Origin of the sequence: Cryobacterium glucosi, assembly GCF_004402235.1 — a bacterium.
Classification (GTDB): Bacteria; Actinomycetota; Actinomycetes; order Actinomycetales; family Microbacteriaceae; genus Cryobacterium; species Cryobacterium glucosi.
The window spans coordinates 73,372-98,847 of the sequence record NZ_SOFS01000045.1 but is presented as its reverse complement, the minus strand read 5'-3'; the positions used below and the strand labels follow the sequence as shown (position 1 = coordinate 98,847).

Genomic DNA, 25,476 nt, shown 5'->3' with positions numbered 1-25,476 from the left:
CGAAGTTATGTGGAGGCGTGGCGAACGACCACACCGAGGGGAAGTCGACCTAACCTAGTAGGCATGGCCAGATCCCATCTCACTCTAGCCGCGCTCGCCACTTCAGCCGTGCCCGGTCTCGACGTCGTCCAGGCCCGCAGCCATGGCTCCAGCGGGCGCTCCTCCGGCGCGCCCGGAGCATACGATTCCGCTGTCCTGCTGGACCGCGACGGACGCTCCCTGATCATCCGGGTGCCGCTTTCCCAGGCCGCGGAGACCGAGCAGTCCGCGGACCTCGTCGCGCTCCGCGCCCTGACCGTCGGCAATCGCAGCCGCCTGCCGTTCGACGTTCCGCAGTTCGTCGGGCAGGCCCCGCTCAGCGGGACGCGCGCCGTCGTCTACGAGTTCCTGCCCGGCGACACCTTCGACGCGGACGCCCTCACCGGACACGCCGGGGTCTCCGGGTCGATCGGCCGGGCCATCGCGGCCATCCACGGCCTGCCGACCGCGGTGGTGAGCGATGCCGGGCTCACACAACGCAGCGCCCAGGACTGCCGCACCGAGGTGATCGACCTGATCGGCCGCACCGAGGCGACGGGGTACCTCCCGGCGGCCCTGCTCCGCCGCTGGGAGCTCGCGACCGACGACGACGCGCTCTGGCAGTTCCTGCCCTGCGTCATCCACGGTTCACTGTCCGCGGAGTCCTTCCTGATCGGCGAGGATTCCGTGACGGCCGTGCTCGGCTGGGCGGCGCTGAGCGTCGGCGACCCGGCCAGGGACCTGAACTGGTTGCTCGCCTCCCGGGGAGCCGCCGGCGAAGCGGCGATCGCATCCTACGGCGGCGTGCGCCAGGGCAACGACCCGCGCATCACGCAGCGGGCGATGCTCTACGCAGAGCTCGAGCTCGCACGCTGGCTGCTGCACGGCACCGACACCCGCAACCAGGGAATCGTCGATGACGCCGTCGCGATGCTCGACGGGCTCGTCGAGAACGTGCACCACGCGACCTCGCACCCGCTGTCCCCGAAGACCGGCCCGATCCTGAACGTGTCCGAGGTCGAGAGCCTGCTCGCCGCGACCCCGTACGCCGCGGTGAAGCGCGCGCCGGCCGCCGCGATGCACACGGATGCCTACACGCTGTCCGACTTCGAGACCGGCGAGTTCGCCGACGAACCGGACACCACCGGCGCGATCGACGTCGTGGGCGACGGCACGGACACCGGCACCGGCGCCGAGGTGCGGGACACGACCGAGGACCACGCCGCCACGAGGTCCGCCTCGGAGTAGAGCCGCTCGGGGGCGACCACGGTGTCGTCGGCGACGAAATAGAACACCGCGTCGACCTCGTCAGGGTCGATCCCCTTCCAGGTCGCGTACGCGAGGCGGTAGAGCGCGAGCTGCGTCTGCTTGAGTTCGAGGTCCGCTGCGTTCTTCGGCGCCCGGCCCGTCTTCCAGTCCACGACCTGGTAGCCCGTCCCTGTGCGGTACACCGCGTCGAGCTTGCAGATGAAGACCTGGCCGGCGAGCACGTAATGGATCTCGATTTCGACCTCCTCCGGTTTGAGGCCGGCCCAGGGCGACCGTTCGAAGGTCGCCTGGAGGCGTTCGAGCTGGGCCTGCTCGAGCGGCTGGTTCTGGTTGAGGTCGAGATCGAAGGCATCGGCATCCGTGTCGGTGTCTGCTTCGAAGAGCCCGGCGTCGATCCGGTCGCCGCCGAGGAGGCCGCCGGCCCGCCGCTCGACCCAGGAATGGAAGAGGGTGCCGAGCCGGGTGGCCCGGTACGGCCGCTCGGGCATGGGGCGGCGCACCTGTGCGGCGACCCCGGCGGGATCGTCGACGTAGTCCTTGAACCGCGAGGCGGGGATGCGGGCGGGCAGCGGTGCGACCGTGCCTGCGCCCAGGCGGAGGGCGCGTTCCTCGAGCAGCAGGGTCACGACGTGGGACCAGCGTGTCTCGCGGGCCAGGGTGTCCGGATCGTTCGCGGCGGCGCGCACCCCGGAAGCGGCCGCTTCGACGACGGCCCGGCGGGTGCCGAGCGGGTCGAAGGGCCAGGCCGGCGTGAGGCCGTCCTCCGGGGCCGGTTTCTCGGCGTTGGCGCTTTCCTCTGGCAGGGGGTCGATGAGGCCGGCCTCCGCGAGCTCGACGAGGTAGCGGCTCGGGGTGCGCACGGTCGAGCCAGAGCCCCAGAACGAACCGGTCAGCAGGAGTTCGTGCCTGGCCCGGGTGGTGGCGACGTAGATCAGCCGGCGTTCCTCGTCGTCGTGGCGGCCGGCGAGGTCCGCCTTGTACGCCTGGAAGGCGAGGTCGTAGGACAGCTGGCTGTCGTGGCCGGTCCAGTCGAGCTGGGGCAGTTCGGCGTGGTCGCCGCGGAACGGGTACGGCAGCTCGCCGAAGCGGATCCAGCCGGTGACCTCGCGCGCGGGGGCCGGCAGGCTCTTGTCTGTGAGGTTCGGGATCGCGACGTAGTCCCACTCGAGGCCCTTCGCGCCATGGATGGTGAGGAGTTGCACGGCGCCCTGTTCGGCCACCTCGGCGCGCGGTCCCCTGTCGTCGGCGAGTTCGGCCCGGCCGAGCCAGCGCAGGAAGCTCGCGGCGGTGCCGAGCTCGTCACTCGCGAGGAAGTCGGAGATGGTGTCGTGGAAGGCGTAGAGGTTCGCGAGGCCGAGGCTGTTGTTCTCGTTCGCGACGAGTTCGACGTCGAGGAGGAGCTCCTGTTCGACGAGGCGCACGAAGTCGAGCAGCGGAAGACCGGCCCGCGAGCGCAACCAGGCCAGCAGCTTGCCTGCTGCGCGCAGCCGCTCACGGCCGGTGTCGGTGAAGCCGGCGAGCTGGCCGTGACCGGGCGGCGCCGCCGCGGCGAAGTCGAGGGCGTCGACGAGGGAGGCCCCCTCGTCGTCGGCGACGGACGCACGGAGCTTCTCCGTGAGCTCCCGGCTGACGGCCTTCTGCGCCCAGTCGTGGGCGGCGAGCCAGCGCGAGACGGCCGCGAGGTGCTGCAGGTCGCGCGGGCCGACCTGGAACCGGGCACCACTCAGCAACCGGACGAGTTCGCTTCCCGCCGAGGGATCGTGCACGACCCTGAGCACGCTGACGACGTCGGTGACTTCCGGGGTGGAGAGCAGCCCGCCGAGGCCGAGCACGTGGGCGCGGACGCCGTTCGCGCGGAGGACCCCGGCGAAGAAGTCCATGTCGCGCCGGGCGCGGAAGAGGATGGCGCCGGACTTGTCGCTGCCGGCGCCGAGCCGGGCGGCGAACCAGCTGGCAACGGCCTGGGCCTCGTCGGTGGCCGTCTCGGCGAGCTGTGCGGAGACAGCGCCGGGCCGGGTGCCGTCCGGCACCTTGAGCGTCTCGACCTGGATGCCGTCCGTCCGGCGGCGCAGGACCTCGCTGAGCGGGGCGACGAGCGTGTTCGCGGCGTCGAGGACCGACCGGGGGTTGCGCCAGGTGAAGGAGAGCGACATGGACGGGGTGACCCGGCGTTCCGAGCGGGCGTCGGGGTCGAAGTCGGCGGAGAAGGCGAGCAGGTTCGCGGAGCTCGCACCGCGCCAGCCGTAGATGGACTGGTGCGGGTCGCCGACGGCCATCACCGGATGCCTGGCGAAGAGGGTGTGCAGGAGTTCGGTCTGGAGCACGGAGGTGTCCTGGTACTCGTCGAGCAGCACCACCCGGTACTGTTCGCGGTACCCCGCGACGACCCGCGGAACCCGCTGGCTCACCTGCAGGGCGAGGGCGACCTGGTCGGAGAATTCGATCAGGCCGAGCCGGCGCTTCTCCCGGTCGTACCAGTCGGCGAGTTCGGCGAGCACGGGCAGCGGCCCGACCGCGGCGAGTGAGTCGACGACGGAGGTGTACGGGACCTTCTTGCGCGGGTTGCCGTATGGAAGGTCTTCGAGGTAGGCGAAGCCGGCGGCGAGGCCGGCGAGATCGTGCCCGGCGCGGCCGGGGGCGCCCGCCGGGCCGGTCGTTGCCAGGCCCGTTGTTGCCAGGCCGGTCGTTGCCAGGCCCGTTGTAAGGGGAGGCGGGTTCTCGGCGAGCAGGCGGCTGAACCGGAGCACGGCATCCGTCACGGCGTCGAGGCTCTTGCCCCAGGGCACGAGCCTGTGGTCGCCGTGTTCGATCACGACGCGGCGGGCGAGCAGCCACGCGCTCGTCTCGGTGAGCAGGACGGACTCGGGTTCGCGGCCGAGCAGGAGGGCGTTGTCGGTGAAGAGACGGCTCGCGAAGGAGTTGTACGTCGACACGGTCGGGGTGTTGAACAGGCCGGAGTCGACGAGCTCGCCGGTGGTCTCTGCGCCCGCGGCCGGAGCCGGCGCGGGCAGCAGTCCGTTGGCGTCGAGCTGCGCGATGCGGTCGCCGATGCGCTCGGCGAGTTCGCCGGCCGCCTTGCGGGTGAAGGTGAGGCCGAGGACCTGGTCTGGGCGGGCGAGGCCGTTGGCGAGCAGCCAGAGCACCCGGTTGGCCATGGTCTCGGTCTTGCCGCTGCCGGCTCCGGCCACGACGAGGGTCGGCGCGAGCGGGGCCTCGATCACCGCCTGCTGTTCCGGGGTGGGCGGGAACATGCCGAGCGTGCCGGCGATCTCGAGGGCGCTGACCGGGTTCTGCGGACGATGCGGGTCGTGCGGCACGGGCGTTCCGTTCTGGCTCACGAGCTGACCTGCCCGATGATGTGGATGCGGCAGGCCCCGTGCGAGCGCGGGTCGAGGCAGTGTGTGGCGAGCTCGGCGACGAAGGTCGCCCCGCCCATCAGCGCCGCGTCGGCACCCACCCTGGTGCGGAAGGCGAGGAGCTGTTCCGCGGTGAAGGTGGTCTGGGTGGGGTTGCGGTAGTTCTGCTTAGCTGTGCCGGAGGAGACGATCACGAGGCGGGCTCCCGCGAGGGGGGTCCCGGCGGGGACGCCCTCGATCTGGCCTTCCTGGAAGGCGAGCTGGTAGGCGCCGAGCTGCGGGTGTTCCGCCACGCCCGCGTCGCTCACGGGGTCTCCGCGCCCGGTCTTGAGATCGACGATGACGGCGCTGCCGTCGGCGAGGCGTTCGACCCGGTCGACGGTGCCGGTGAGCCACGCGCCGTCGACGTCGAACCCGAAGCTGCCCTCGGCGCTCAGGAGTTCGCCGCCGGCGTGTTCGAAGTCGAGCAGGTAGGAGGCGAGCCGGTCGGTGAGGACGCGCGCGTCGGCGCGCTGCACCTCGGACTGCCACTCCGCGTCGAAGCGGAGCTCGCCCCAGCGCTCGTCGACCGCCTGCCACAGTGCTTCCGGCTGGCGGTCGGTCGACTCCTCCATGACCGCGTGGATGATCGTGCCGAGGTTCGCGGCCGTGTTCGAGCTGCCGCCGCCGAGCCGGCCGATCGCCCAGTGCAGCGGGCAGGTCTCGACAGCGGCCATCTTCGACGGGGAGACCCGCACCGGCTCGTCACCGGCCGTCGGGTCGTTGAGGGGCTGCAGCGTGCTGGGGCCCGCGAGGCCGTACCACTGGCCGGGGTCAGCACCGGGCACGGCTGCCGCGGCGAGCCTCGCGAGGGTTGCCGCGGCATCCGTTGCGCGCTCCGACCGTTCGGGGTGTTCGGACAGGGCGCCCGCCGCGACGCCCCTGGTGAGGTCGCGGCGCAACCGGCCGACGAGACCGCGGAGTGACACCGGGTAGCGCCCGGCGGGATCGGTGCCGTCAGCCCCGGCCGGCGGGGTCGGCCGCGGCAGCAGCTTGAGGAACACCGACGGTTCGTTCTCCTCGTTGTCGACGGCCGTGACGAGGAGTTCGCTCCGGGCCCGGCTCGCGGCCTGGGCGAACATGCGCAGCTCGTCGTGCAGGACCTCGGTGCGCGCGTCGCCGCCTCGGGGGTCGCGTCCGGAAGCGAGGGCGGCGAGATCGCCCGAACCGAGCAGCGAGCCGCGGATGCGCAGGTCCGGCCAGACGTTCTGCTGCACGTTCGCGATCACGACGAGGTCGAACTCGCGGCCGATCAGCCCGTTCGGGGTCGAGACGGTGACGGCGTCCCCGAGGGCGCGGGGGGCGAGGGTGTCCTCTGGGACGTCGGTGTCGACGAGGTGTTCGAGGAAGAGCACCGGCGGGGCCGCCGGGGTGCGTTCGACGTAGCGTTGCGCTGCGGAGAACAGGGCTACGACGGCGTCGAGGTTGTGGTTGGCCTCGTCGGCGATGATGCCGATTCCGGTGGACTGCTCGAGCCATTCCCTGGCGAGGCCGCTGCGCTGCCAGAGGCCCCAGAGCAGTTCCTCGATGGTGGCCCCCGCCTCGTATTCGACGGATGCGGCGAGCAGGCTCTCCGCGCAACTCGCCGCGCGGCGGGCGGTGCGGTTGTCGATCGCCGACAACAGCGACGGCGTCGCGAACACGGCGGCGAGAAGCTCGTCGGCACTGCGGGTACGGGCGGCGCTCGGGGTCGCGCCGGTTGCCGGCTCGCCGGGCTCCTGTTGGCCGAGTTCCTGTTGGCCGAGTTCCTGCTGGCCGAGTTCGTGTTGGCGCAGCGCCGCGCGGAGGCGCCGCAGGGTGATCGGGTCGAGGCCACCGAGGGGGCCGCGCAGGAGTTCGGTCGCCGCTTCGGCGTCGAGGGGACGGCGGCCGAGAGTGACGTCGAGGGCGAGGATGAACGCACGCACCGCCCATTCGTCGCGGAGGGCGGTCTGCGCTGAGGGCACCTGGGTGGGCACCTCGAGGGCCGCGAGGCCGCGGGCGAGTGCCGGGATGGCCGAACCGCTCCGCGCGACCACGGCCATGCGGCCCCACGGCACTCCGTCGAGCACATGCCGTTCCCTCAGCCGCCCGGCGATGAGCGCGAGCTGGTCGGCGGGGCTCGCCGCGAGGAGGGTTTCGACAGAGGCGGCGGATGCTTCGGTGCCGGCCGCGTCGGTGCCGGACTTTGCGACGCCCGACTCTGCGGCTCCTGGGTCTGCGGTGCCGGACTCGACTGAGGGCACGTCGGACGGGGACTCGACGCTCCCGGCCCGGCGTTGGGTGCCCGCGGACGCGGTCCCGATCCGGTGGGTGATCTCCCGCACGACGCCCCGGATGGCGGGTCCATGCCGGTAGACGGTGTCGAGCACGAGGGTCGTGACGCGTGGTGCGCCCGGAGCGAGGTAGTCGGCGAGCCTGCCGAGGGCATCCGCGTGGGCGCCGTTGAACGAGCCCGTCGTGATGTCGGGGTCGCCGGCGGCCACGATCGCGACGCCGCGCGCCGCGAACTGGGCGAGCAGGGTGAGGGTGGCCCTGTTCAGTTCCTGGGCGTCGTCGACGACGATGAGGCGGAGGCCTGCAAGGGTGCCGAGGGTCGCGGCTCCCGCGGACCCGGGAGCCGCTGCGGCGACGACGGCCGCGGCGAAGCCGGCGAGCTCGGTGGAATCGTACTGGCCGGGCCGGCTCTGGTCTTTGACCTCGTCGTAGCCGCGGATGAACCGGGCAGCCGCGATCCATTCCGGGCGGTCGGTCGCTGCACCGAGCTCGGCGAGGCGGGTGGGGGTGATCCCGTATTCCACGGCCCGCATCATCAGATTGCGCAGTTCGGTGCGGAACCCGCGCAGCCGGCGCACGCCCGCGTCGAGGGTGGGCGGCCAGGCCGGGCCGGACGGACCCGCCCCGTCGCCGTCACGGACCCCGTCACGGTCACGCACGCCGCCGAAGTCGCCGCTGCCATCGACGGGGTTGCCGTCGTCGAGGTCGCCCTGGAGGAGTTCGGCGATGATCTGGTCCTGCTCGCCACCGGTGAGCAGCGTCGGCGCCGGGCCGCCGGCCGCGGCTTCTGCTCCGCGCACGAGTTCGAACGCGACGGAGTTCGCCGTGCGGGCGAGCGGGCCGTTGGTCGGGACGCCGAGGCGGAGCGCAAGCCGGTCACGCAGCACGGTGGCGCCCGCCCGGGTCGGCACGAGCAGGAGGACCTCCCCCGGCGCATACCCGCGCTCGAGGACGCGTTCGGCGAGGAGCTCGATGAGGGTCGTGGTCTTCCCGGTGCCCGGGGCGCCGATGAGCGCGGCGGAGACCCCGTCGGCCAGCTCGAGGGCAGCCCGCTGGGAACCGTCGAGGGGGAAGGGAGGCGCGGAAACGTCGCGGTCGAGGGTCGGAATTCCGGGGCTGGTCACGTTTTCAAAGCTAGCGGGTTGCGCCGACAGTGAACGTTGTCCGGCTGCCCCGCCGTTCTGTCGTAATCTGGGCGCTTAGGCAACGAAAGGCGCATCTGGTGGATATCCGCATTGGCATCTTCAACTCTCCCCGTGAGATCAGCTTCGAGACGTCGCAGGCCGCGACCGAGGTCGAGGAAGCGGTAGCCGCCGCCCTCTCCGGTTCGACCGGGTACCTCAAGCTCGCCGACAGCAAGGGCCGGGTGTTCATCGTCCCGACGATCGGCCTCGCCTACGTCGAGCTGGGCTCCGAGGAGTCCCGTCGCGTCGGTTTCGTCGCGTAACACCGGCATGGAACTCCTCTTCGCCGCGCTCGGCGGGGCCGTCCTCGGCCTCGCGGCACGGTACGCGCTGCCCGGGCGCACGAACCACGGTGCCGTGCTGCTGCCCGCGATCGGCACGATCGTCGCCATGGTCGTCTGGGTCGCACTCACGTGGTTCGGCTGGGCCTGGGACGGTGGCTGGATCTGGTGGGCCACCCTCATCATCGCCGGCGGGGCATCCGTCGCGGCAGGCACGACCCTCGCGCGCTCACGCGTCGACGGTGACGCACGGATGCTGCACGAGCTGATGCGCACCGGTCGCCCGGGCCGCGCCTAGGCTTCCCTCGCGCCGAGCGCGAGTTCACCGCCGTTCCGCGTGCGGTGCGCCACCCGCGCAGCGGCGCACCGCCCGCGCTCGAACGCGGGTTCACCGCTGCATGCTCAGGCGGTGAGGCCGAGGCCGTCCATTCGCCGGGTGTGCGCGGCGATCAGTTCGGTGAAGACCGGCTCGATGCGCTCCTCGGTGGGACCGGCTGCCAGAACGACGCCGGACGGGTCAGGCGTGCCCGCGAACGCGAGCGCGGAGCGGGCGATGAGCAGGGTGTCCCCGACCAGCCGGCGGCCCCAGAGGGCCAGGTGCGAGGCGAGCGGCGCATCCGCTGCGATCGCGGCCGCGAGCTGGGTCGCGAGGATCGCGGTCCCGGCATCCTCGCCGAGAAGGTGCGCGACCCGCGGGCCGACCTCACCGGGCAGCCCGTCGGAGAGCCGGATGAAGAAGTCGTCGAGCAGGCCCCCGGCGAGGTAGCAGCTCAGCAGCAGCTCGGTCCAGTCGGCGCCGCTGATCTCGGCACGGAAGGCGTCGAGGGCCGGTACGAACGGCGCCATCACGTCGGCGGGTTCCGCTCCGCGACGGCGGATCTCGGCGACGAGGCCCTGGTGCTTGGAGAGCGCGCGCCCGGCGGCGGTGCTGAGCGCCTGCTTGGCGGCGAGGTCTGGCGCGATCGCGACGGCGCGGGCGAGGCTCTCGAAGACGCCGAGCTCGAAGTATGCGGACTGGCCCAGGAACGGGAGCAGTTCGGGGGTGAGGTCCTTGATGTCCACTTTCGTGGTCGATGGACGTTCCCCCCGGGTGGTGAGCCGGGGGATAATCTCGACGCGCTTGGCGCGCCCATCAAACCAGGAGAACACCAGCCCAGCTTAGGACAGAGCTGCGGCATCCGCGCGGCCCGACACCGACCGCGCCCGCGTGGCTTCGGCTGCTTCCCAGACAGCTCCCGGTAAGGTGAGACAAGCCATCGGCGTGGATCGGTGGCTGGTGCCCGAGGCAGAAGACGGGCGCATCTTTCGTTTCCAGCTAATGACAGGCAAACTTTCGTGACTTTCTCCGAACTCAATATCGACCAGGACCTGGTTGACGCTCTCGCCAGCAAAGGCATCCTCGAGCCGTTCCCGATCCAGCTCCAGACCATCCCGCTCGCGATGAGCGGGCAGGACATCATCGGCCAGGCCAAGACCGGCACCGGCAAGACCCTCGGCTTCGGCCTCCCCCTCATCCAGCGTCTCGGACTCGACCCCGAGCCCGGCGTGCAGGCGCTCGTGGTCGTCCCGACCCGCGAACTGTGTGTGCAGGTCAGCGAGGACCTCGAGATGGCCTCGCAGAACCGCAACACCAAGATCGTGTCCATCTACGGCGGCAAGGCGTACGAGGGCCAGATCGAGCAGCTCAAGGCCGGCGCCCAGATCGTCGTCGGCACCCCCGGCCGCCTGCTCGACCTCGCGAGCCAGCACCTGCTCAGCCTCGCCAACGTGCGCGAGATGGTCCTCGACGAGGCGGACAAGATGCTCGACCTCGGCTTCCTGTCCGACATCGAGCGGCTCTTCGCCCAGACGCCGTCGACCAGGCACACCATGCTCTTCTCCGCGACGATGCCCGGCCCGATCGTGGCCCTCGCCCGCCGGTTCATGAACCGGCCCATCCACATCCGCGCGCAGGAGCCCGACGAAGGCCTCATGCAGGCCAATATCCAGCACATCGTCTACCGTGCCCACAGCATGGACAAGGACGAGGTCATCGGCCGCATCCTGATGGCGGAGGGCCGCGGCAAGACCGTGATCTTCACCCGCACCAAGCGCGCGGCCGCCAAGCTCGTCGAGGAACTCGGCGACCGCGGCTTCAACGCGACCGCCGTCCACGGCGACCTCAACCAGGACCAGCGCGAACGCGCCATGGCCGCGTTCAAGGCAGGCAAGAAGGACATCCTGATCGCAACGGATGTCGCCGCTCGCGGAATCGACGTCGACGACGTCACCCACGTGATCAACCACACCATCCCCGAGGACGAGAAGGCGTACCTGCACCGCGTCGGGCGCACCGGGCGCGCGGGCAAGACCGGCATCGCGGTCACGTTCGTCGACTGGGACGACATGCACAAGTGGACGCTGATCAACACCGCACTCGACTTCGGCGTTCCGGTCCCCGTCGAAACGTACTCGTCCTCACCGCACCTGTACTCCGACCTCAACATCCCGGTCGGCTCGAAGGGGCGCCTGCGCATCTCGCCCGTGCGCGAGCACGCCGCGGGAAGCGGTCACTCCGACTCCGGCCGTTCGGACGGTCGCTCCGGTGGCGCCGGGCGCACCGGCGGCGCCGGGCGCACCGGCGGCGCCGGCCGCTCCGGCGGATCGGGCCGCGGCGGAGACGGGGCACGCTCGGATTCGGGTCGCACCGCAGACGCCGGCCGTTCGGCTGCAGCACGCACCCGCACCCGTGTCAGCCAGTCCACCAACCCCGACGCCCCTGCTGTGACCCCCGCAGCGGGCACCCACGACGGCGGCGGAGCCCAGCACCACGACGGCAACAGCGCACCGCGCCGACGCAGCCGTTCGCGTCGCTCGGCTCCTGCGGCCGGCGGCGTCAACTAGCCGCTCCGGCCTCCAGCCGCCACTTTCGACAGAGAAGGGCGCGCCCGCTTCTGCGGGCGCGCCCTTCTGCGTGCCGCGACCGACAGCATCCGCGGCGGGTAGCTCGCTGAGGTGTCGCAGATCGAGGTTCCCGCAGCGCGCGAACCTCGATCTGCGACACCTCGCGGGGCCCTAGGCGAAGACGGGCTCCGAGCCGGTCGCCTGCTGCAGGATGCGGTCGAGCACCTCGGGCGTCGTGGTGTTCTCCCCGAGACGGTTCGGTTTGCCCTCGCCGTGGTAATCGCTCGACCCCGTGACGACGAGACCGTACTTGGTCGCGAGCGAATAGAGCCGCGCCTTCGCGGCCGTCTTGTTCTCGCGGTGCTCGAGTTCGAGCCCGAAAAGCCCCGCCTCGACGAGGCGGGCGAGCCTGGCCTCCGGGATGACGTCGCCCGCTCCGCGGGTCGCGGGGTGCGCTATGACCGGCACTCCCCCCGCCGCGACGACGAGGCCGACGGCGCGCAGCAGGTCGGGGGCGTAGTGCGGCTGGTAGTAGCCGGACTCCCAGTGCAGGATGCCCGCGAAGGCCTCGCTCCGAGTGAGGGCGAAGCCCCGGGCGACCAGGGCGTCGGCGATGTGCGGGCGGCCCACCGTCGCATCCGGTGTGGTCTGCGCGAGAACGTCATCCCAGGTGAGGGCGTAGTCGACACCGATCCTCTCGACCATCTCCTCGGCGCGGACGAGGCGGGCCTGCCGCACCCGCGCTGTCTCCGCGACGATTCCGGCATCCGAAGGGTCGAAAAGATATGCCAGCAGGTGCACGCTCGCAGACGACACCCGAGTACTGAATTCCATTCCGGGAATGAGCGTGATGCCGGCGGTGCGGGCAGCTGCGGCCGCCTCGTGCCAGCCTGCCGTGGAGTCGTGGTCGGTCAGCGCGACGGTGCCGAGACCAGCGGCGGAAGCGGCCCGCACCAGCTGGGAGGGGGTCTCCGTGCCGTCTGAAACGCTCGAGTGCGCGTGCAGGTCGATGGGACCCCTGAATTGCCGTTCGCCTGCCATGACCCCATGCTAGTTGCGCACGGACCGCCCACCGCCCGGTGCCCGCCCTCCCCTCGCCCCGGCGGCTCTCGCCGAAGATCCAGCGGGCAATGGGACAATGGGGCCATGGCCAATTCCACCGAAACCGTGCCCACCGTCACCGCCAAGCCCCGCCCGAACGAGAACCGTTCGACGACGCCGGGGTCGGACGGCTTCAAGTCCTACATCTCGAGCGGCTGGGCCGAGCGCGTCGACACGCTTCCGCCGGCCCGCGAGCAGGCGCCGTTCGCAGCGGCACGGCGTGCTCGCGTGTCCGCGATGTACCCGGGGCAGCGCCTCATCGTTCCGGCCGGCCGCCTCAAGCAGCGCTCGAACGACACCGATTACGCCTTCCGCGCCCACTCCGCCTTCTCGCACCTCACCGGCTGGGGCAGCGACGCCGAGCCCGGAGCCGTGCTCGTGCTCGAGCCGACGACGACCGGGCACGACGCGACGCTGTACTTCCGTGAGCGCGCCGGACGCGACTCCGACGAGTTCTACGCCAACGCGGACATCGGCGAGTTCTGGATCGGCCCGCGCCCCTCCATCGCCCAGGTGGCGAGCGACCTCGCCATCACCGTGCGCGGGATCGCCGACCTCGACTCTGTGCTCACGGTCGTCGACTCCGAGACGCTCGTCATCCGCGAGGCAGACCCGGCGTTCACCGTGGCCGTCGACGAGGGCCGCCTCCGCTTCGCCGCGGACAAGGTGCTCGGCGACAACGCCACGAACACTCCGTTCAGCCTCGAGGTCAACGGCGAGCACGAAACGGACGACCGTTTCGCCCGCGACCTGTCCGAGCTGCGCCTCGTGAAGGACTCCTACGAGATCGCCCAGATGCGCCTCGCGATCGCGGCCACCGGGCGGGGCTTCGAGGACGTCATTCGCGACCTGCCCCGGTCGAGCGCCCACGAACGCGGCGAACGCCTCGTCGAGGGCGTCTTCAACACCCGCGCCCGCTCCGACGGGAACGCGGTCGGGTACGACACGATCGCGGCCTCCGGCCCGCACGCGTGCATCCTGCACTGGACTCGCAACGACGGCCCGCTCAACCCGGGCGACCTGATCCTGCTCGATGCGGGTATCGAGGTCGACAGCTATTACACCGCTGACGTCACCCGCACCCTCCCCGTCGACGGCACCTTCTCCCCCGTGCAGCGTCGCGTGTATGAGGCCGTGCGCGAGGCAGCGGATGCCGCGTTCGCCGTGGCCAGGCCCGGCGCGATCTTCCGTGAGGTGCACGCCGCAGCCATGGCGGTCATCGCCCGCCGGACCGCGGAGTGGGGCACGCTCCCTGTCACCGCCGAGGAGGCGCTCAAGCCGGAGAACGGGCAGCACCGCCGGTACATGGTGCACGGCACGAGCCATCACCTCGGCATCGACGTGCACGACTGCGCCCAGGCCAGGCGCGACATGTACCTGGACGGCGTGATCGAGGCCGGGATGATCTTCACGATCGAACCGGGCCTGTACTTCCAGCCGGACGACCTCACCGTGCCGTTCGAGTTCCGCGGCATCGGTGTCCGCATCGAGGACGACGTGCTGATCACGGCGACGGGCGCCGAAAACCTGTCCGTCGGCATCCCCCGCACCGCCGACGACGTCGAGGCCTGGATCGCCTCTCTCACCGCCTGACCCGCCTCACCCGCCGCGAAAGCGGGTGAATCGTCGTTCTCACGAGGTCAAACCGACGATTCACCCGCCTTCGCGAGCCTGCGTGGGCTGTGGAGCTGCGGCTAGTCGGTGGATGCGGTGGGCGAGGCTTCCGGGGCGGGCGTGACCGCCGGAGGGGCGAACTGGCCGTACGGCGGGGCAGGCTGGTCCGGACGGGCCGCCGGGGCCGTGGGCTCCGGCTGGGCAGGCTCCGGATCGACGGACCTGACCGCGACGGGTTCCACTGTGCCGTGCAGGAGGTTGCGCGCCTTGTTCACGAGCGCGGCCTCGACGATGATCTGGTAGTTGCTCGCCATCACCTGCATCGTCGAGGTGAAGTCCCGGCGCCTGCGGTTGAGCGCGTAGCTCACAACACCGAACAGCATCCCGAATCCGGCGCCCATCAGCACCGCAGCGAGGACGAAGGGCAGTCCAGCCCCGGTCGGCGAGAAGATGAAGAACAACAGGCCGAAGAAGATTCCGAGCCAGGCGCCGGAGGCCGCACCGGCGAGGGCGACGCGTCCCCAGGTCAGTTTCCCGGTGACCCGCTCGACGGTCTTGAGGTCGTTGCCGACGATTGAGAGCTGCTTGACCGGGAAATCAGCCTTCGCCAGGGTGTCGACTGCGGCCTGCGCCTCGGCATACGTCTCATAGGTCGCGAGCACCTCGCCCTTGGGTAAAACGGGGAACAGGGCCGGACCGCGATTGCCAAAAGGGTTCTGATTGCTCATGCCGCCATTCTTCCACAGCACGCCGAAGGGCCGCAGGTGGCCTACATTTGTAACGTGACTGCCACCAGAGTCTTCGTCGCCCGATTGGCCGGGTGTTCCGTCTTCGACCCCGCGGGCGACCGCGTCGGCAAGGTCCGTGACGTGCTCGTGGTCTACCGAAAAGACGATCCGCCCCTCGCGGTCGGACTCATTGTGGAAATCCCGGGCAAGCGCCGCGTCTTCGTGTCGATGAGCCGGGTCACGAGCATCGGCTCCGGCCAGATCATCACGACCGGCCTGATCAACGTGCGCCGCTTCGAACAGCGCGGCGGCGAGGTCCGCGTCATTGCCGAGCTCCTGGGCCGCGAGGTCATCTTCAACGACGGCTCCGGCGAGGCTACCGTCGAGGACGTGTCGATCGAGGAGACCAAGCAGGGAGCCTGGGAGATCGCCCAGCTCTTCGTCCGCCGTCCCAAGGCGAGCGTGTCCCTCTTCGCGAAGGGCGCGACGACGTTCGCCACCTGGAGCGACGTCCGCGAGAAGACCACCGTCGGCCAGGCCCAGTCCGCCGAGCAGCTCATCGCGACCTATTCCGACCTCAAGCCCGCCGACCTCGCCAACACGATGCTCGACCTTCCGCCCGAGCGCATGCACGAGGTCGCGAGCGAGCTTCCCGACGGCCGCCTCGCCGACGTCCTCGAGGAGATGCCGGAGACCGAACAGGTCGCCATCCTCACCCGGCTCGGCGACGCCCGCGCCGCCGACGTGCTCGACCACATGCAACCGGACGACGCAGCCGACCTCATCGCCCAGCTGCCTGAGGAACACGGCGAGCAGCTGCTCGACCTGATGGAGCCGGAGGAAGCCGACGACGTGCGCTTCCTGCTCACCTACGCGCCGGACACGGCCGGTGGCCTGATGACGACGGAGCCCATCATCGTCTCCGCCGACGCGACCGTCGCAGAGGGCCTCGCCCTGATCCGCCGCCACGACCTCGCGCCAGCGCTCGGAGCTGCGATCTGCGTCACCCTCCCGCCGTACGAGCCGCCGACCGGCCGTTTCCTCGGCATGGTGCATTTCCAGCGGATGCTGCGCTACCCGCCGCACGAGCGCCTCGGCACGCTGCTCGACCAGGGTCTCGACCCCGTCACCGCAGACACCTCGGCCGCGGAGGTCACCCGGATCCTCGCGAGCTACGACCTCGTCTCCGTTCCCGTTGTCGACGACAACCACCGACTCGTCGGGGTGGTGACAATTGACGATGTCCTCGACTACCTGTTGCCAGACGACTGGCGAAGTCACGACGGCAATGACGATGTACGCCGCCGGGCAGCCGCCCGCAGCGAGCTGAAGACGGGAAGCATCCCGCTGCCACACGGACGGAGGACCGGCAATGGCCCGAAGTGATCGCTCGGATCAACGCCTCGACTCGCCCAAGGGCCTGCGCGTCGCTCCCCTGTCGCGAACCAGGAACCGCAATCGCAACCGCGACCGGCCGTCGAGCGACCGTTTCGGCCGGCTGACAGAGGCCATCGCCCGCGGCATGGGCACCCCGTGGTTCCTGCTCGGGCTCACGCTTTTCGTTCTCTTCTGGATGGGCTGGAACACCCTCGCCCCCGTCGCATGGCGCTTCGACTCCGTCGCGCTCGGCTTCATCGCACTCACCCTCGTGCTCTCGATGCAGGCCTCCTATGCCGCCCCGATGATCCTGCTCGCGCAGAACCGTCAGGACGACCGCGACAGGGTCCAGTTCGAACAGGACCGGCAGCGCGCCGAACGCAACCTCGCCGACACCGAGTACCTCGCCCGCGAGGTCGTCGCCCTCCGCCTCGGCATGAAGGACCTCGCCTCCCGCGACTTCCTCCGCAGCGAACTCCGCGCCCTGCTCGAGAACCTCGAACAGCGTGAGGACGAGGAGAAGCGCAGCCGCAAACGCTCCCGCAAGGGCGACCGCGAGCGGGAAATCGACCACGACCACGACCACGACCGCGAGGCAGGCCAGGACAGGGCAACCGCCACGGCGCAGGCGACGGCACGGGGCGTCGAACCCACAACCGCACCAGCTGCGTCAGCCGTACCCGCACCATCAGCCGCACCGGCAACGCCCGCCTCACCCCCGGCATCCGCCAGGACCATCGAGGAGCGACCCCCGATTGGCCGCTGACTCGCCCCTGGCACCGGGTACGGCAACCGCCGACCCCGCCGGGATCGACGCCAGGGTCGGCGCTGCGCTCTCCCGGGTGATCGACCCGGAGATCCGCAAGCCGATCACCGAGCTCGGCATGGTCGCCGGGGTGCACACCGGGAACGGGCACACCACCGTCGACCTGCTGCTCACGATCGCCGGATGCCCCGCCGCACGCCAGATCGAACGGGACGTGCTCGAGACGGCAGAGTCCGTCGCCGGTCCAGGACACGTGACCGTGTCGGTCGGCGTGATGACCCGTGAGCAGCGCCGCACGATGACCGAGAAACTCCGCGGCGGCGCGGCCGCGCGCACGACGCAGTTCGGTGCGGGTTCCCTCACCCGGGTCTACCTCGTGACGAGCGGCAAGGGCGGCGTCGGCAAGTCGACGATCACGGCGAACCTCGCCGTCGCGCTCTCCGGCCGCGGCCTCAAGGTCGGCGTCGTCGACGCGGATGTCTACGGTTTCTCCATTCCCGGACTGCTCGGCCTCGTCACGCCCGGCGTCGACGGCGCCAAGGGGACAGCGGTCAAACCGACCAGGGTCGGCGACATGATCCTGCCGCCGATCAATTACGACGTGAAGGTCATCTCGATCGGCATGTTCGTGGAGGACGGCGGCGTCGCGGTCGCCTGGCGCGGGCCGATGCTGCACCGGACGATCACCCAGTTCCTCACCGAGGTCTACTTCGGCGACCTCGACGTGCTCCTGCTCGACCTCCCGCCAGGGACCGGCGACGTGGCGATCTCGATCGGTCAGCTGCTGCCCCAGGCCGAGGTCATCGTCGTGACGACCCCGCAGCCCGCCGCGGCGGACATCGCCGAACGCAGCGGCGTCGTCGCCCGCCAGACCGGGCAGACCATCTTCGGCGTGATCGAGAACATGTCCGGCGCCCTCCAGCCCGACGGCAGCCTGCTCGAGCTCTTCGGCGCCGGAGGCGGAGCCGAGGTCGCGCGGCGACTCTCGGCCGGCCAGGACACGCCGGTGCCGCTCCTGGCGAGCGTCCCTCTCAGCATTCCGCTCCGCACCGGCGGCGACGACGGTCGCCCGGTCGTGCTGAGCGACCCGCTCGACCCGGCGGCCCTCGCGATCGACGCGGTCGCCGAGCGGCTGTTCTCCCGCGCCCGCGGCCTCTCCGGCCGCAGCCTCGGCGTCTCCCTCAAATAACGCCGGTCACCGCGCCGCGCGCCCGGGCGTGAGGTGTCGCATATCGACGTTCACACGGCCCGCGAACGTCGATGTGCGACACCTCAGGGTCGGGACGACGCTAGGGCTCGAGGTCGGCGAACAGCTCGGGCTGCGGGTCCGCGAACAGTTCGGGCTGCGAGGTCGGCGCGGCCGTACTCGTCGGCGGCTGCGGACGCCGCACGTGCACGGCCGCACCGGCCGCGAGGTACACCTCCCGCGGCTTGCCGGCGTCAGACTGCTTGACCGAGGAGATCCAGATCGCCTCCGGGTGAACGTCACGGCCCGCACGGACGTCCTCCGCGGTCCGGAGCTTGGCCACGCGGTGGAGCACGCCGCCGAACCAGATCTTCGCGACGATGTCGGCGACGGTGAGCATGATCTGCATGACCACGACGAGCGTCCCACCGGAGCCGACGAGCGGCATCGCGTACACGATCGGGTACACCGCCCACGAGGACAGCAGCAGGATGGTCGCGGAGCGCAGCAGTGCGGCCGAATCCACCGTGAGCACGGGCAGGGAGCGCCGCACCACGCTCGCGAGCAGGGCCGTCGTCGCCAGCCAGAACACTCCGGCGGCGATCCCCCACCCGACGAGCGCGGCGGCATCCGTGCCCCCCGAGGCGACGATCGCGCCCAGGTACGCCAGGAACACCATGAAGAAACCGCCGGCCATCGCGATCAGGCGGATGCGCCGGGCCACGCCGCCGAGGACGACGCACACGGCGAGGAGCTCGATGACGACGAGGGGAACCGCAACCGACCACTCGACGTAGCGCACGCCGAAGGTGAGGAGCGCAAGCCCGTTGGGCACGAACTCCGCGCCTTCACGGGTATACCCGAAGAGAAGACCGGACAGGAGGACGAGGTAGGACAGGAACATGGCGCTCATGATGCCGAGCCGCGCGACAACGGCGGTCCGGTACCGGGCGCCGACCTCCCCCCGGGTCACCCAGGCCCGCAGGAAACCCACGAAGAAGCACAGGGCGCCCATCCCCACGAAATAACAGATGAGCTGGTACTGGGCCGGGGAGAGTCCGGCCTCCCACGGGGCGGCCAGGGATCGGACTAACACGGATACCCTTCATCAGCGACGGTGTCTTCGAAACGTGAGTGCGTCAGGAACGAGCAGGAGAGCCAGGAGCGAACGGTCGTGGAACGAGTGTCAGGATCGTGATTTCAGGACAGGGACGACCGGCGGCGGTTCCACGGAGAAGAACAGGCCGCCCGCGCTGTTCGCCGACACCATCAGCCGCTCGATCCAGTCCCGGTTGATGTTCGGCACCCGGCTGACCGAATAGCGGTAATAGAGTGTGCTGCTGGCATCGAGCCAGATGGCGCTGCGCCCGCTCTCGGTCTCGTCATCGGCCGACTCCGTCCACGAAAAAATGAAGCCCTCCCTGCGCCGCAGTTTCGTCGTAATGACGATCTGCAGGTGCATCAGGGCACGATCCTCAAAACTGACCACAATTCCTGGACTGCCGTACAACAACGTACCCATGAGCTCCCCCTCCGGATGGCTTACTCTAACGGACGAATCCCCCGCCGCCTAGCAGCTGCTATCCGGACGCGTCACCGGCTCCACCGAGCGTAGCCGCATGGTCGGGGACGGTGCGGTTGAGTTCGCGCGGCGGACGCTCGTAGTCGGCGCCCTGCGGCCGATGCGGAATCGAGACCCGCGGCGGTTCACGGTGCTCGTACGGCACGATCGAGAGCAGATGGTTGATCATGTTGAGCCTGGCCGCGAGCTTGTCCTCGCTCTCGACGACCCACCAGGGCGCCTCGGCGATGTCGGTGTGCACGAACATCTCATCCTTGGCCTTGGAGTAGTCCACCCACTTCGTGATCGAGAGCAGGTCGGTCTCCGAGAGCTTCCAGCGCCGCATCGGGTCCTTGAGCCTCGAGCGGAACCGGGCCTCCTGCTCGTGGTCGGATACGGAGAACCAATACTTGACGAGGAGGATCCCGTCCTCGACCAGCATCCGCTCGAAGAGGGGCGCCTGGTGCAGGAACCGGCGGTACTCGTCGGGGGTGCAGTACCCCATCACGCGTTCGACGCCGGCCCGGTTGTACCAGGAGCGGTCCATCAGCACCATCTCCCCCGTCGACGGCAGGTGCTCGATGTACCGCTGGAAATACCACTGGCCACGCTCACGGTCTGTCGGCACCGGCAGCGCGACGATCCGGGCGATCCGCGGATTCAGGTACTCCGTGACCCGTTTGATGGCCGAGCCCTTGCCCGCAGCATCGCGGCCCTCGAAGATCACGACGATGCGGGCGCCCGACTCGCGCACCCACTCCTGCATGGCGACGAGCTCCGTCTGCAGCCTGCGCAGCTCGGCGTTGTATTCGGCCTTGCGGATCCTGCCTGGTGTGGGTTTCTTCTTCGCCATCCCCGACCTTTCGTTCGCGTGATGACAGCCTAGGAGCCAGAACGACCCGGATGGCTCTATCCGGCGCGGGCGAGTCTGTCTATCCTGTTCCGAACAGTCGCGGGCGACAGGTTAGGAGCGGGATGGCGCTGGAACACCGCACCCTCATTTCCTCGGTCCAGCGCGCCCTGAGGATCGTTGACATCGTCTCGGGCGCCCCCCGGCCGATGCCCGTCAAGGCGGTCGCCCAGGCCTCGGGGCTCAGCCTCGGCACGGCGTACAACCTGACCAGGACCCTCGTGCACGAGGGCTATCTCGGCACGGAGCCCGACGGCCTCGTCCTCGGGCTCCGGTTCCCGAGCCTCCGCGACGCAGACGCCGGCGTCTTTCTCGCCCGGGTGCGCCACACCCTCCGCCAGGTTGCCGGGGAGAACGGCGCGACGGCGTACCTCGCGCGCTTCAGCGACGGGAGGGTGGGCCTCATCGACATCGTCGACGCCGCGGGCACCCCGAGATCCGAGCCGTGGACAGGGCTCAGCGCCAGCCCGTACGCCTCCGCACTCGGCCGCCAGATCCTCTCCCAGCTCAGCCGCGAGCAGCGCGCCGACTTCCTCGCCGCGCACGGCCGTCCGCCGGGGGCCCACGCCGCGCCGGGGGCTCCAGACGCCCGTGGCATCCCCGCCGCGCACGCTGCCCATGCCGCATACGCCGCAAACGGTTCGAACGCTGCGCACCTGGCAGGCCCGGCGAGCGTGACGAACGCGGGCACGCCCGCCGGCACACACACGGCAACGCACCTCTATGGCACGGTCACGCTCCCCCGCCCGGCGGATGCCCGCGGCACGCACCAGGGAGCGGCCCACGGCAACGCGTGCCTCGCGGTCCCGGTGCGGGCGCCCGGCGTGATCGCCGCCCTCGGTGTCGCCGTGATCGGGGAGTGGGGGACAGCCGAACTCGGCGCGCTCACGCTGCGGTTGCGCGCATCGGCGAACGCTCTCGCGGCGCAGCTCGGCGCCGAACGGCCCGTGCCGGCCCGTGCCTGAGCGGACGGCCGTTGTCGGGTGCTGCTACGTGGCCTCCGAGTCGAACGGAGCGGGTTCCGCCGGCGCGAGGGCGTTCTCCTTCGCCCGCTTCCTGGACAGGTATGCGCCGTTCGGGTTCGGCGACACCCGGGACACGACGGCGGACTGCTCCTTGACCGGTTCATCCTCGATGAGGGCCTCACGGATGATCCGGCGCGGGTCGTACTGCCGCGGGTCGAGCTTCTTCCAGTCGACGTCGTCGAATTCGGGGCCCATCTCGTCGCGCATGCGTTCCTTGGCGCCGTTGGCCAGGTCCCGGAGCTGCCGGACGAGCCGGGCGAGCTGGGCCGCGTAGTGGGGAAGCTTCTCGGGTCCGAGCAGGAAGACGGCGACGATCCCGACCAGGAGGAGCTTCTCGAACGTCAAACCAAGCATAGGTTGAGGATAACGCGCGGCGGGGCCTCCGCCGACCGGCGGGGAGCCCCCTTAAGCTGGACCCATACAAAACTGGAGTTGCACCGTGTCTGACAAAGATTTGAACTGGAAGTTTTCCGACGACTCTGTCGTTGAGAGCGAGGCCGTCATCCGGGCGCGCCAGCAGTCGCTCGAGCTCGGCATCGACGCGATCTCCCCGGCGGTCGGTGCCCAGTCGGCCGTGATCGCCGCAGCGACCGGAGCACGCAGCATCCTCGAGGTCGGCACGGGGGCCGGCGTCTCCGGCATCTGGCTCCTGACCGGGGCGCCAGGGGCGACCCTCACCTCGATCGACACCGAGGTCGACCACCAGCAGCACGCCCGCGCCCTGTTCACGGAGGCGAAGATCCCGGCGAACCGGGTACGGCTGATCACGGGCAAGGCAGCGGATGTCCTCCCCCGGATGAACGAGAACTCGTACGACATCGTCTTCATCGACGCCGACCCGCAGTCGGTCATCGAATACGTCGAGCACGGGCTGCGGCTGGCCCGGCCGGGCGGAACCGTGCTCGTGGCCCACGCCCTCTGGCGCGGCCGCGTCGCGAACCCGGCGCAGCGCGACGAGGTCGCCACCGGCTTCCGCACCCTGCTGAGCGAGATCAGCGGCTCGACCGCCGTGATCAGCGCCCTGTCGCCCGTCGGCGACGGCCTGCTGCAGATCACCAAGCTCCGCGCGTAGCGCAACGGCACGAAAAAGATCGGCCGTGCAGCAGGGCTGCACGGCCGATCCGTAATTCTCCTCGGTTACGAGGTGGAGACGTGATCTCCGACGCTAGGCAACCGGGCGTACTACGCCGGCGAGTGCATCGTGAAGCTCCTTGGCTTCCGCGTCGTTCACAGAGACGACGAGTCGTCCTCCGCCCTCGAGCGGAACACGCACAATGATCAGGCGCCCCTCCTTTACAGCCTCCATTGGCCCGTCTCCGGTCCGTGGCTTCATGGCCGCCATGAACTCCCCTTCCACTCATTCGTCTGAACTTCTATTATCGACCATCGCGGCCCGAGACGAAAATTCACGAGGTCCGGGCGGGTAACGAAGGCGGTCGCGCACGGTTAGGGCGGCGTCCAGTCCTTACCGTCGACGCCCCAGCAGATCAGCAGCCACCCCCACTGGCCGAGGACGCACAGCACCACGATCCCGATCCGGTACCAGAGCCGTTTCGGCTGCGCGATCGCGCCGAGCACCGGGAACATCGGCATCAGCAGCCGGAAGGTGCTCGATTGCGGGAAGAAGACCGCGAAGAGGTAGAGCCCGTATGCGGCGAGCCAGAATCTCAGGTCCACGCCGAGCCGGCGGACCGCGGGAGTGAACAGCAGGACGGCGAAGCCGACGACGAGCGCGAGCACCACGACGATGCCGAGCGGTGTGCCGAGCCACCAGATCCCGCCCTGGAACCAGGCTGTGAAGGGCACGAGTTCCTGGTAACCGATGTACGAGGACCGCCAGGCGAGCTCGGTGTCGGTGTATGCGGTCGCCGAGCCGGTCGCGATCCAGGCGATGAGCGGCCAGGCGAAGCCGCTGAGGGCGCTGAAGACGGTGACGGATGCAGCGGTGAGGCGTTCTGCCGCTGGGAACGGGTCGCTGCGACGGGTCAGCCAGCGATGCACGATGTGGAACCCGAGTGCGAGGGCGAAGGCGAGGCCGCTCGGCCGGGTGAACGCCATCACCGCGACCACGGGGAACAGCAGCACGTAGCGCCGTTCGAGGAGCAGCAGGAGGGCGAGGGTGAGGAAGAAGAGGTACATCGCCTCGGCGTAGCCGAACTGCAGGATCGGGGTCAGGGGCGCGACGCAGAACAGCACGACGGCGAACAGTGCGGTGCCGCGGCCCTGGACGCGCAGCATCAGCCGGTAGAAGACCAGGGTGGCCCCGAGGCTGAAGGCGAGCGAGACGACCACGGCGGCCGGCGCCCACGGCGCCCCTGTGAGGAACATCAGGACGCGCACGACGGCGGGGTAACCGGGCAGGAACGCCCACGCGTTCTCGCCGATGTGGCCGGTGCTCGTGACGGGCAGCACCGCCGGGTAGCCGGACACGGCGACGATGTTGTACCAGCGGGCGTCCCAGATGTTGGCGAAGTCGAAGTACCCCGGGCTGGCGCCGGTCCACGGGTTCGCGCCCTGGACGCGCGCCAGGATCAGGACGAGGGTGGTCGTCACAACGCGGGACAGCACCCAGATGCCGGCGACACCGGCCCACCACGGGGCCAGCCGGGCGCGGGCCCGCCAGCGGGCCGGCAGCATCCGCTGCGCCGCCTGGGACGGCGGGACCCGCGGCGTTGGCGACGTCCCGCGCAGCGAGCGCGGCGGTCTCCCCCTCGGAGGACGAGGCGGGGCCTCCGCGGCCACGGCTAGAGCTTCCGGCCCGGGGTGGCGGTCAGCCAGGACCGGAGGGCGACCTCGCAGTCCGTGATCTGGTGCACGGCGACGCGCTCGTCGTCGGCGTGGGCCTTGAGCGGGTCGCCGGGCCCGTAGTTGACGGCAGGGATGCCGAGGGCGGAGAACCGGGCGACGTCCGTCCAGCCGTACTTGGGCCGGGCTTCGGCTCCGACGAAGGCGAGGAATTCCTGCGCGAGCGGGGCGTCGAGTCCCGGGCGTGCGCCCTCCGCGCGGTCGACGACGGTGATCTCGTACCCGGCGAACAGTTCGCGCACGTGCTCGAGGGCCTCCGCGGAGCTGCGGCTCGGGGCGAAGCGGTAGTTGATGTGCACCATGCACTCGTCGGGGATGACGTTGCCGGCGATGCCGCCGCTGATCCCGACGGCGTTCAGGCCCTCCCGGTAGACGAGGCCCTCGACCTCGACGGCGCGAGGCTCGTAGCCGGCGAGGATGGCGAGGATCGGGGCGGCCTTGTGGATGGCGTTCTCGCCCACCCAGCTGCGGGCGGAGTGCGCGCGCAGCCCGTGGGTGCGCACCTCGAACCGCAGGTTGCCGTTGCAGCCGCCCTCGACCTGGCCGTTGCTGGGTTCGCCGAGGATGGCGAAGTCGCCCTCGAAGAGGTCGGGGCGGTTCCGGGCGAGCCGGCCGAGGCCGTTGAGCTCGTCGGAGACCTCCTCGTGGTCGTACCACATCCAGGTCACGTCGAGGCCGGGGTCTGTGAGCTCGGCGGCGAGCTTCAGCTGAACGGCGACGCCGGCCTTCATGTCCACCGTGCCGCGGCCCCACAGGTGCTCGACGCCGTCGACGGTCTCGAACCGGGTCGGCAGGTTGTCGTTGACCGGGACGGTGTCGAGGTGGCCGGCGATGATGACCCGCCGGTCGCGGCCGAGGCGGGTGCGCGCGACGACCGTGTCACCGTCGCGGATGACCTCGAGGTGCGCGAATCCGGTGAGCGCCTGCTCGACGGCGTCCGCGAGGGGGGTCTCATCACCGGAGACGGACTCGATGTCGCAGATCGCCTGCGTGATCGAAACGGAGGACGCGGCGAGGTCGAGCTGGCCGGCGCGGCGGGCGCCCGCTGCATCCGGTGCGGGGTTCACGTACGGGTTCACCGGCGGGGATGCGGGCACGGACACGGGCTGGGGGGTCG

Annotated in this window: 20 protein-coding genes and 2 pseudogenes; 10 read left to right on the top strand and 12 right to left on the bottom strand. The window is 70.4% G+C overall.

Features of this window, described 5'->3' with window-relative positions:
* Positions 1–63 precede the first annotated feature (63 nt).
* Positions 64–756: pseudogene (locus E3O46_RS18805) on the top strand (phosphotransferase); the annotation flags it as partial.
* 353 nt (positions 757–1,109) lie between these two features.
* Here the strand turns inward: E3O46_RS18805 and E3O46_RS17765 are convergent.
* Both E3O46_RS17765 and E3O46_RS17760 read right to left on the bottom strand, forming a co-directional pair.
* Positions 1,110–4,538 (bottom strand): ATP-dependent DNA helicase, encoded by a 3,429-nt coding sequence (locus E3O46_RS17765; RefSeq protein WP_134562263.1) that lies wholly within the window; start codon positions 4,536–4,538, stop codon positions 1,110–1,112.
* Positions 4,539–4,621: 83 nt separating this feature from the next.
* Entirely contained in the window at positions 4,622–8,062 is a 3,441-nt protein-coding gene (locus E3O46_RS17760) for an ATP-dependent helicase (RefSeq protein WP_241987457.1), read from the bottom strand.
* Between the two features lie 98 nt (positions 8,063–8,160).
* Between E3O46_RS17760 and E3O46_RS17755 the strand changes: the two genes are divergently transcribed.
* Complete coding sequence (locus E3O46_RS17755; RefSeq protein ID WP_134449555.1) at positions 8,161–8,385, top strand: DUF3107 domain-containing protein; 225 nt, start codon at positions 8,161–8,163, stop codon at positions 8,383–8,385.
* 7 nt (positions 8,386–8,392) lie between these two features.
* Positions 8,393–8,701, top strand: coding sequence for a hypothetical protein (locus tag E3O46_RS17750; RefSeq protein ID WP_134449554.1), 309 nt, complete (start codon positions 8,393–8,395; stop codon positions 8,699–8,701).
* A 104-nt stretch (positions 8,702–8,805) separates the two neighbouring features.
* Here the strand turns inward: E3O46_RS17750 and E3O46_RS17745 are convergent, their stop codons facing one another.
* The gene (locus E3O46_RS17745; RefSeq protein WP_134449553.1) at positions 8,806–9,552 is read right to left on the bottom strand and encodes a ferritin-like fold-containing protein; all 747 of its coding nucleotides are present in this window, start codon (positions 9,550–9,552) and stop codon (positions 8,806–8,808) included.
* A gap of 186 nt (positions 9,553–9,738) precedes the next feature.
* On the opposite strand from E3O46_RS17745, the gene E3O46_RS17740 reads away from it, so the two are divergent.
* Positions 9,739–11,286, top strand: coding sequence for a DEAD/DEAH box helicase (locus tag E3O46_RS17740; protein WP_134562243.1), 1,548 nt, complete (start codon positions 9,739–9,741; stop codon positions 11,284–11,286).
* 171 nt (positions 11,287–11,457) lie between these two features.
* Here the strand turns inward: E3O46_RS17740 and E3O46_RS17735 are convergent, their stop codons facing one another.
* A complete protein-coding gene (locus E3O46_RS17735; protein ID WP_134449551.1) occupies positions 11,458–12,327 on the bottom strand; it encodes a PHP domain-containing protein in 870 nt (289 codons plus the stop codon).
* Positions 12,328–12,432: 105 nt separating this feature from the next.
* Between E3O46_RS17735 and E3O46_RS17730 the strand changes: the two genes are divergently transcribed.
* A complete protein-coding gene (locus E3O46_RS17730) occupies positions 12,433–13,980 on the top strand; it encodes an aminopeptidase P family protein (protein ID WP_174775142.1) in 1,548 nt (515 codons plus the stop codon).
* Between the two features lie 101 nt (positions 13,981–14,081).
* Here E3O46_RS17730 and E3O46_RS17725 read toward each other — a convergent pair whose 3' ends face one another.
* A complete protein-coding gene (locus E3O46_RS17725; RefSeq protein WP_134449549.1) occupies positions 14,082–14,729 on the bottom strand; it encodes a YflT domain-containing protein in 648 nt (215 codons plus the stop codon).
* A 54-nt stretch (positions 14,730–14,783) separates the two neighbouring features.
* Between E3O46_RS17725 and E3O46_RS17720 the strand changes: the two genes are divergently transcribed.
* The 3 genes and pseudogenes from E3O46_RS17720 to E3O46_RS17710 all read left to right on the top strand — a co-directional run bounded on the left by E3O46_RS17720 (position 14,784) and on the right by E3O46_RS17710 (position 18,061).
* Positions 14,784–16,115, top strand: coding sequence for a magnesium transporter MgtE N-terminal domain-containing protein (locus E3O46_RS17720; RefSeq protein ID WP_134449548.1), 1,332 nt, complete (start codon positions 14,784–14,786; stop codon positions 16,113–16,115).
* Positions 16,102–16,626: pseudogene (locus tag E3O46_RS17715) on the top strand (DUF1003 domain-containing protein); the annotation flags it as partial. The gene E3O46_RS17720 and the pseudogene E3O46_RS17715, both read left to right, overlap by 14 nt.
* A gap of 235 nt (positions 16,627–16,861) precedes the next feature.
* Positions 16,862–18,061, top strand: a complete 1,200-nt coding sequence (locus E3O46_RS17710; protein ID WP_134562239.1) for a P-loop NTPase — start codon at positions 16,862–16,864, stop codon at positions 18,059–18,061.
* A gap of 100 nt (positions 18,062–18,161) precedes the next feature.
* Here the strand turns inward: E3O46_RS17710 and E3O46_RS17705 are convergent, their stop codons facing one another.
* The 3 genes from E3O46_RS17705 to ppk2 form a co-directional block, all read right to left on the bottom strand.
* Positions 18,162–19,154, bottom strand: a complete 993-nt coding sequence (locus tag E3O46_RS17705) for a bacteriorhodopsin (protein ID WP_134559116.1) — start codon at positions 19,152–19,154, stop codon at positions 18,162–18,164.
* 90 nt (positions 19,155–19,244) lie between these two features.
* Complete coding sequence (locus E3O46_RS17700) at positions 19,245–19,580, bottom strand: DUF7882 family protein (protein WP_134449544.1); 336 nt, start codon at positions 19,578–19,580, stop codon at positions 19,245–19,247.
* 58 nt (positions 19,581–19,638) lie between these two features.
* Positions 19,639–20,472: a polyphosphate kinase 2 gene (gene ppk2, locus E3O46_RS17695; protein WP_174774610.1), complete on the bottom strand. Its 834-nt coding sequence runs from the start codon at positions 20,470–20,472 to the stop codon at positions 19,639–19,641.
* A 122-nt stretch (positions 20,473–20,594) separates the two neighbouring features.
* Here ppk2 and E3O46_RS17690 point away from each other — a divergent pair, with 122 nt between their 5' ends.
* Positions 20,595–21,494, top strand: coding sequence for a helix-turn-helix domain-containing protein (locus E3O46_RS17690; RefSeq protein ID WP_134562237.1), 900 nt, complete (start codon positions 20,595–20,597; stop codon positions 21,492–21,494).
* Between the two features lie 24 nt (positions 21,495–21,518).
* On the opposite strand, the gene E3O46_RS17685 is transcribed toward E3O46_RS17690, so the two are convergent.
* Entirely contained in the window at positions 21,519–21,908 is a 390-nt protein-coding gene (locus E3O46_RS17685; RefSeq protein WP_134449542.1) for a twin-arginine translocase TatA/TatE family subunit, read from the bottom strand.
* An 85-nt stretch (positions 21,909–21,993) separates the two neighbouring features.
* Between E3O46_RS17685 and E3O46_RS17680 the strand changes: the two genes are divergently transcribed.
* A complete protein-coding gene (locus tag E3O46_RS17680) occupies positions 21,994–22,626 on the top strand; it encodes an O-methyltransferase (protein WP_134449541.1) in 633 nt (210 codons plus the stop codon).
* 93 nt (positions 22,627–22,719) lie between these two features.
* Here the strand turns inward: E3O46_RS17680 and E3O46_RS17675 are convergent, their stop codons facing one another.
* From E3O46_RS17675 to dapE, 3 genes are all read right to left on the bottom strand, one after another.
* Complete coding sequence (locus E3O46_RS17675) at positions 22,720–22,896, bottom strand: DUF3117 domain-containing protein (protein ID WP_134449540.1); 177 nt, start codon at positions 22,894–22,896, stop codon at positions 22,720–22,722.
* 104 nt (positions 22,897–23,000) lie between these two features.
* Positions 23,001–24,191 carry a hypothetical protein gene (locus E3O46_RS17670; RefSeq protein ID WP_134449539.1) on the bottom strand — a complete coding sequence of 397 codons (1,191 nt, stop codon included), beginning with the start codon at positions 24,189–24,191 and terminating at the stop codon, positions 23,001–23,003.
* A 107-nt stretch (positions 24,192–24,298) separates the two neighbouring features.
* Positions 24,299–25,426, bottom strand: coding sequence for a succinyl-diaminopimelate desuccinylase (gene dapE, locus E3O46_RS17665; protein WP_134559145.1), 1,128 nt, complete (start codon positions 25,424–25,426; stop codon positions 24,299–24,301).
* Positions 25,427–25,476: the final 50 nt, after the last annotated feature.

Coding starts and splice junctions, on each gene's coding strand:
- E3O46_RS17725 (WP_134449549.1), bottom strand. CDS start 14,729: ATGAGCAATCAGAACCCTTTTGGCAATCGCGGTCCGGCCCTGTTCCCC.
- E3O46_RS17765 (WP_134562263.1), bottom strand. CDS start 4,538: ATGTTCCCGCCCACCCCGGAACAGCAGGCGGTGATCGAGGCCCCGCTC.
- E3O46_RS17750 (WP_134449554.1), top strand. CDS start 8,393: ATGGAACTCCTCTTCGCCGCGCTCGGCGGGGCCGTCCTCGGCCTCGCG.
- E3O46_RS17735 (WP_134449551.1), bottom strand. CDS start 12,327: ATGGCAGGCGAACGGCAATTCAGGGGTCCCATCGACCTGCACGCGCAC.
- E3O46_RS17675 (WP_134449540.1), bottom strand. CDS start 22,896: ATGGCGGCCATGAAGCCACGGACCGGAGACGGGCCAATGGAGGCTGTA.
- E3O46_RS17730 (WP_174775142.1), top strand. CDS start 12,433: ATGGCCAATTCCACCGAAACCGTGCCCACCGTCACCGCCAAGCCCCGC.
- E3O46_RS17690 (WP_134562237.1), top strand. CDS start 20,595: ATGGCGCTGGAACACCGCACCCTCATTTCCTCGGTCCAGCGCGCCCTG.
- E3O46_RS17700 (WP_134449544.1), bottom strand. CDS start 19,580: ATGGGTACGTTGTTGTACGGCAGTCCAGGAATTGTGGTCAGTTTTGAG.
- E3O46_RS17685 (WP_134449542.1), bottom strand. CDS start 21,908: ATGCTTGGTTTGACGTTCGAGAAGCTCCTCCTGGTCGGGATCGTCGCC.
- ppk2 (WP_174774610.1), bottom strand. CDS start 20,472: ATGGCGAAGAAGAAACCCACACCAGGCAGGATCCGCAAGGCCGAATAC.
- E3O46_RS17670 (WP_134449539.1), bottom strand. CDS start 24,191: ATGCTGCCGGCCCGCTGGCGGGCCCGCGCCCGGCTGGCCCCGTGGTGG.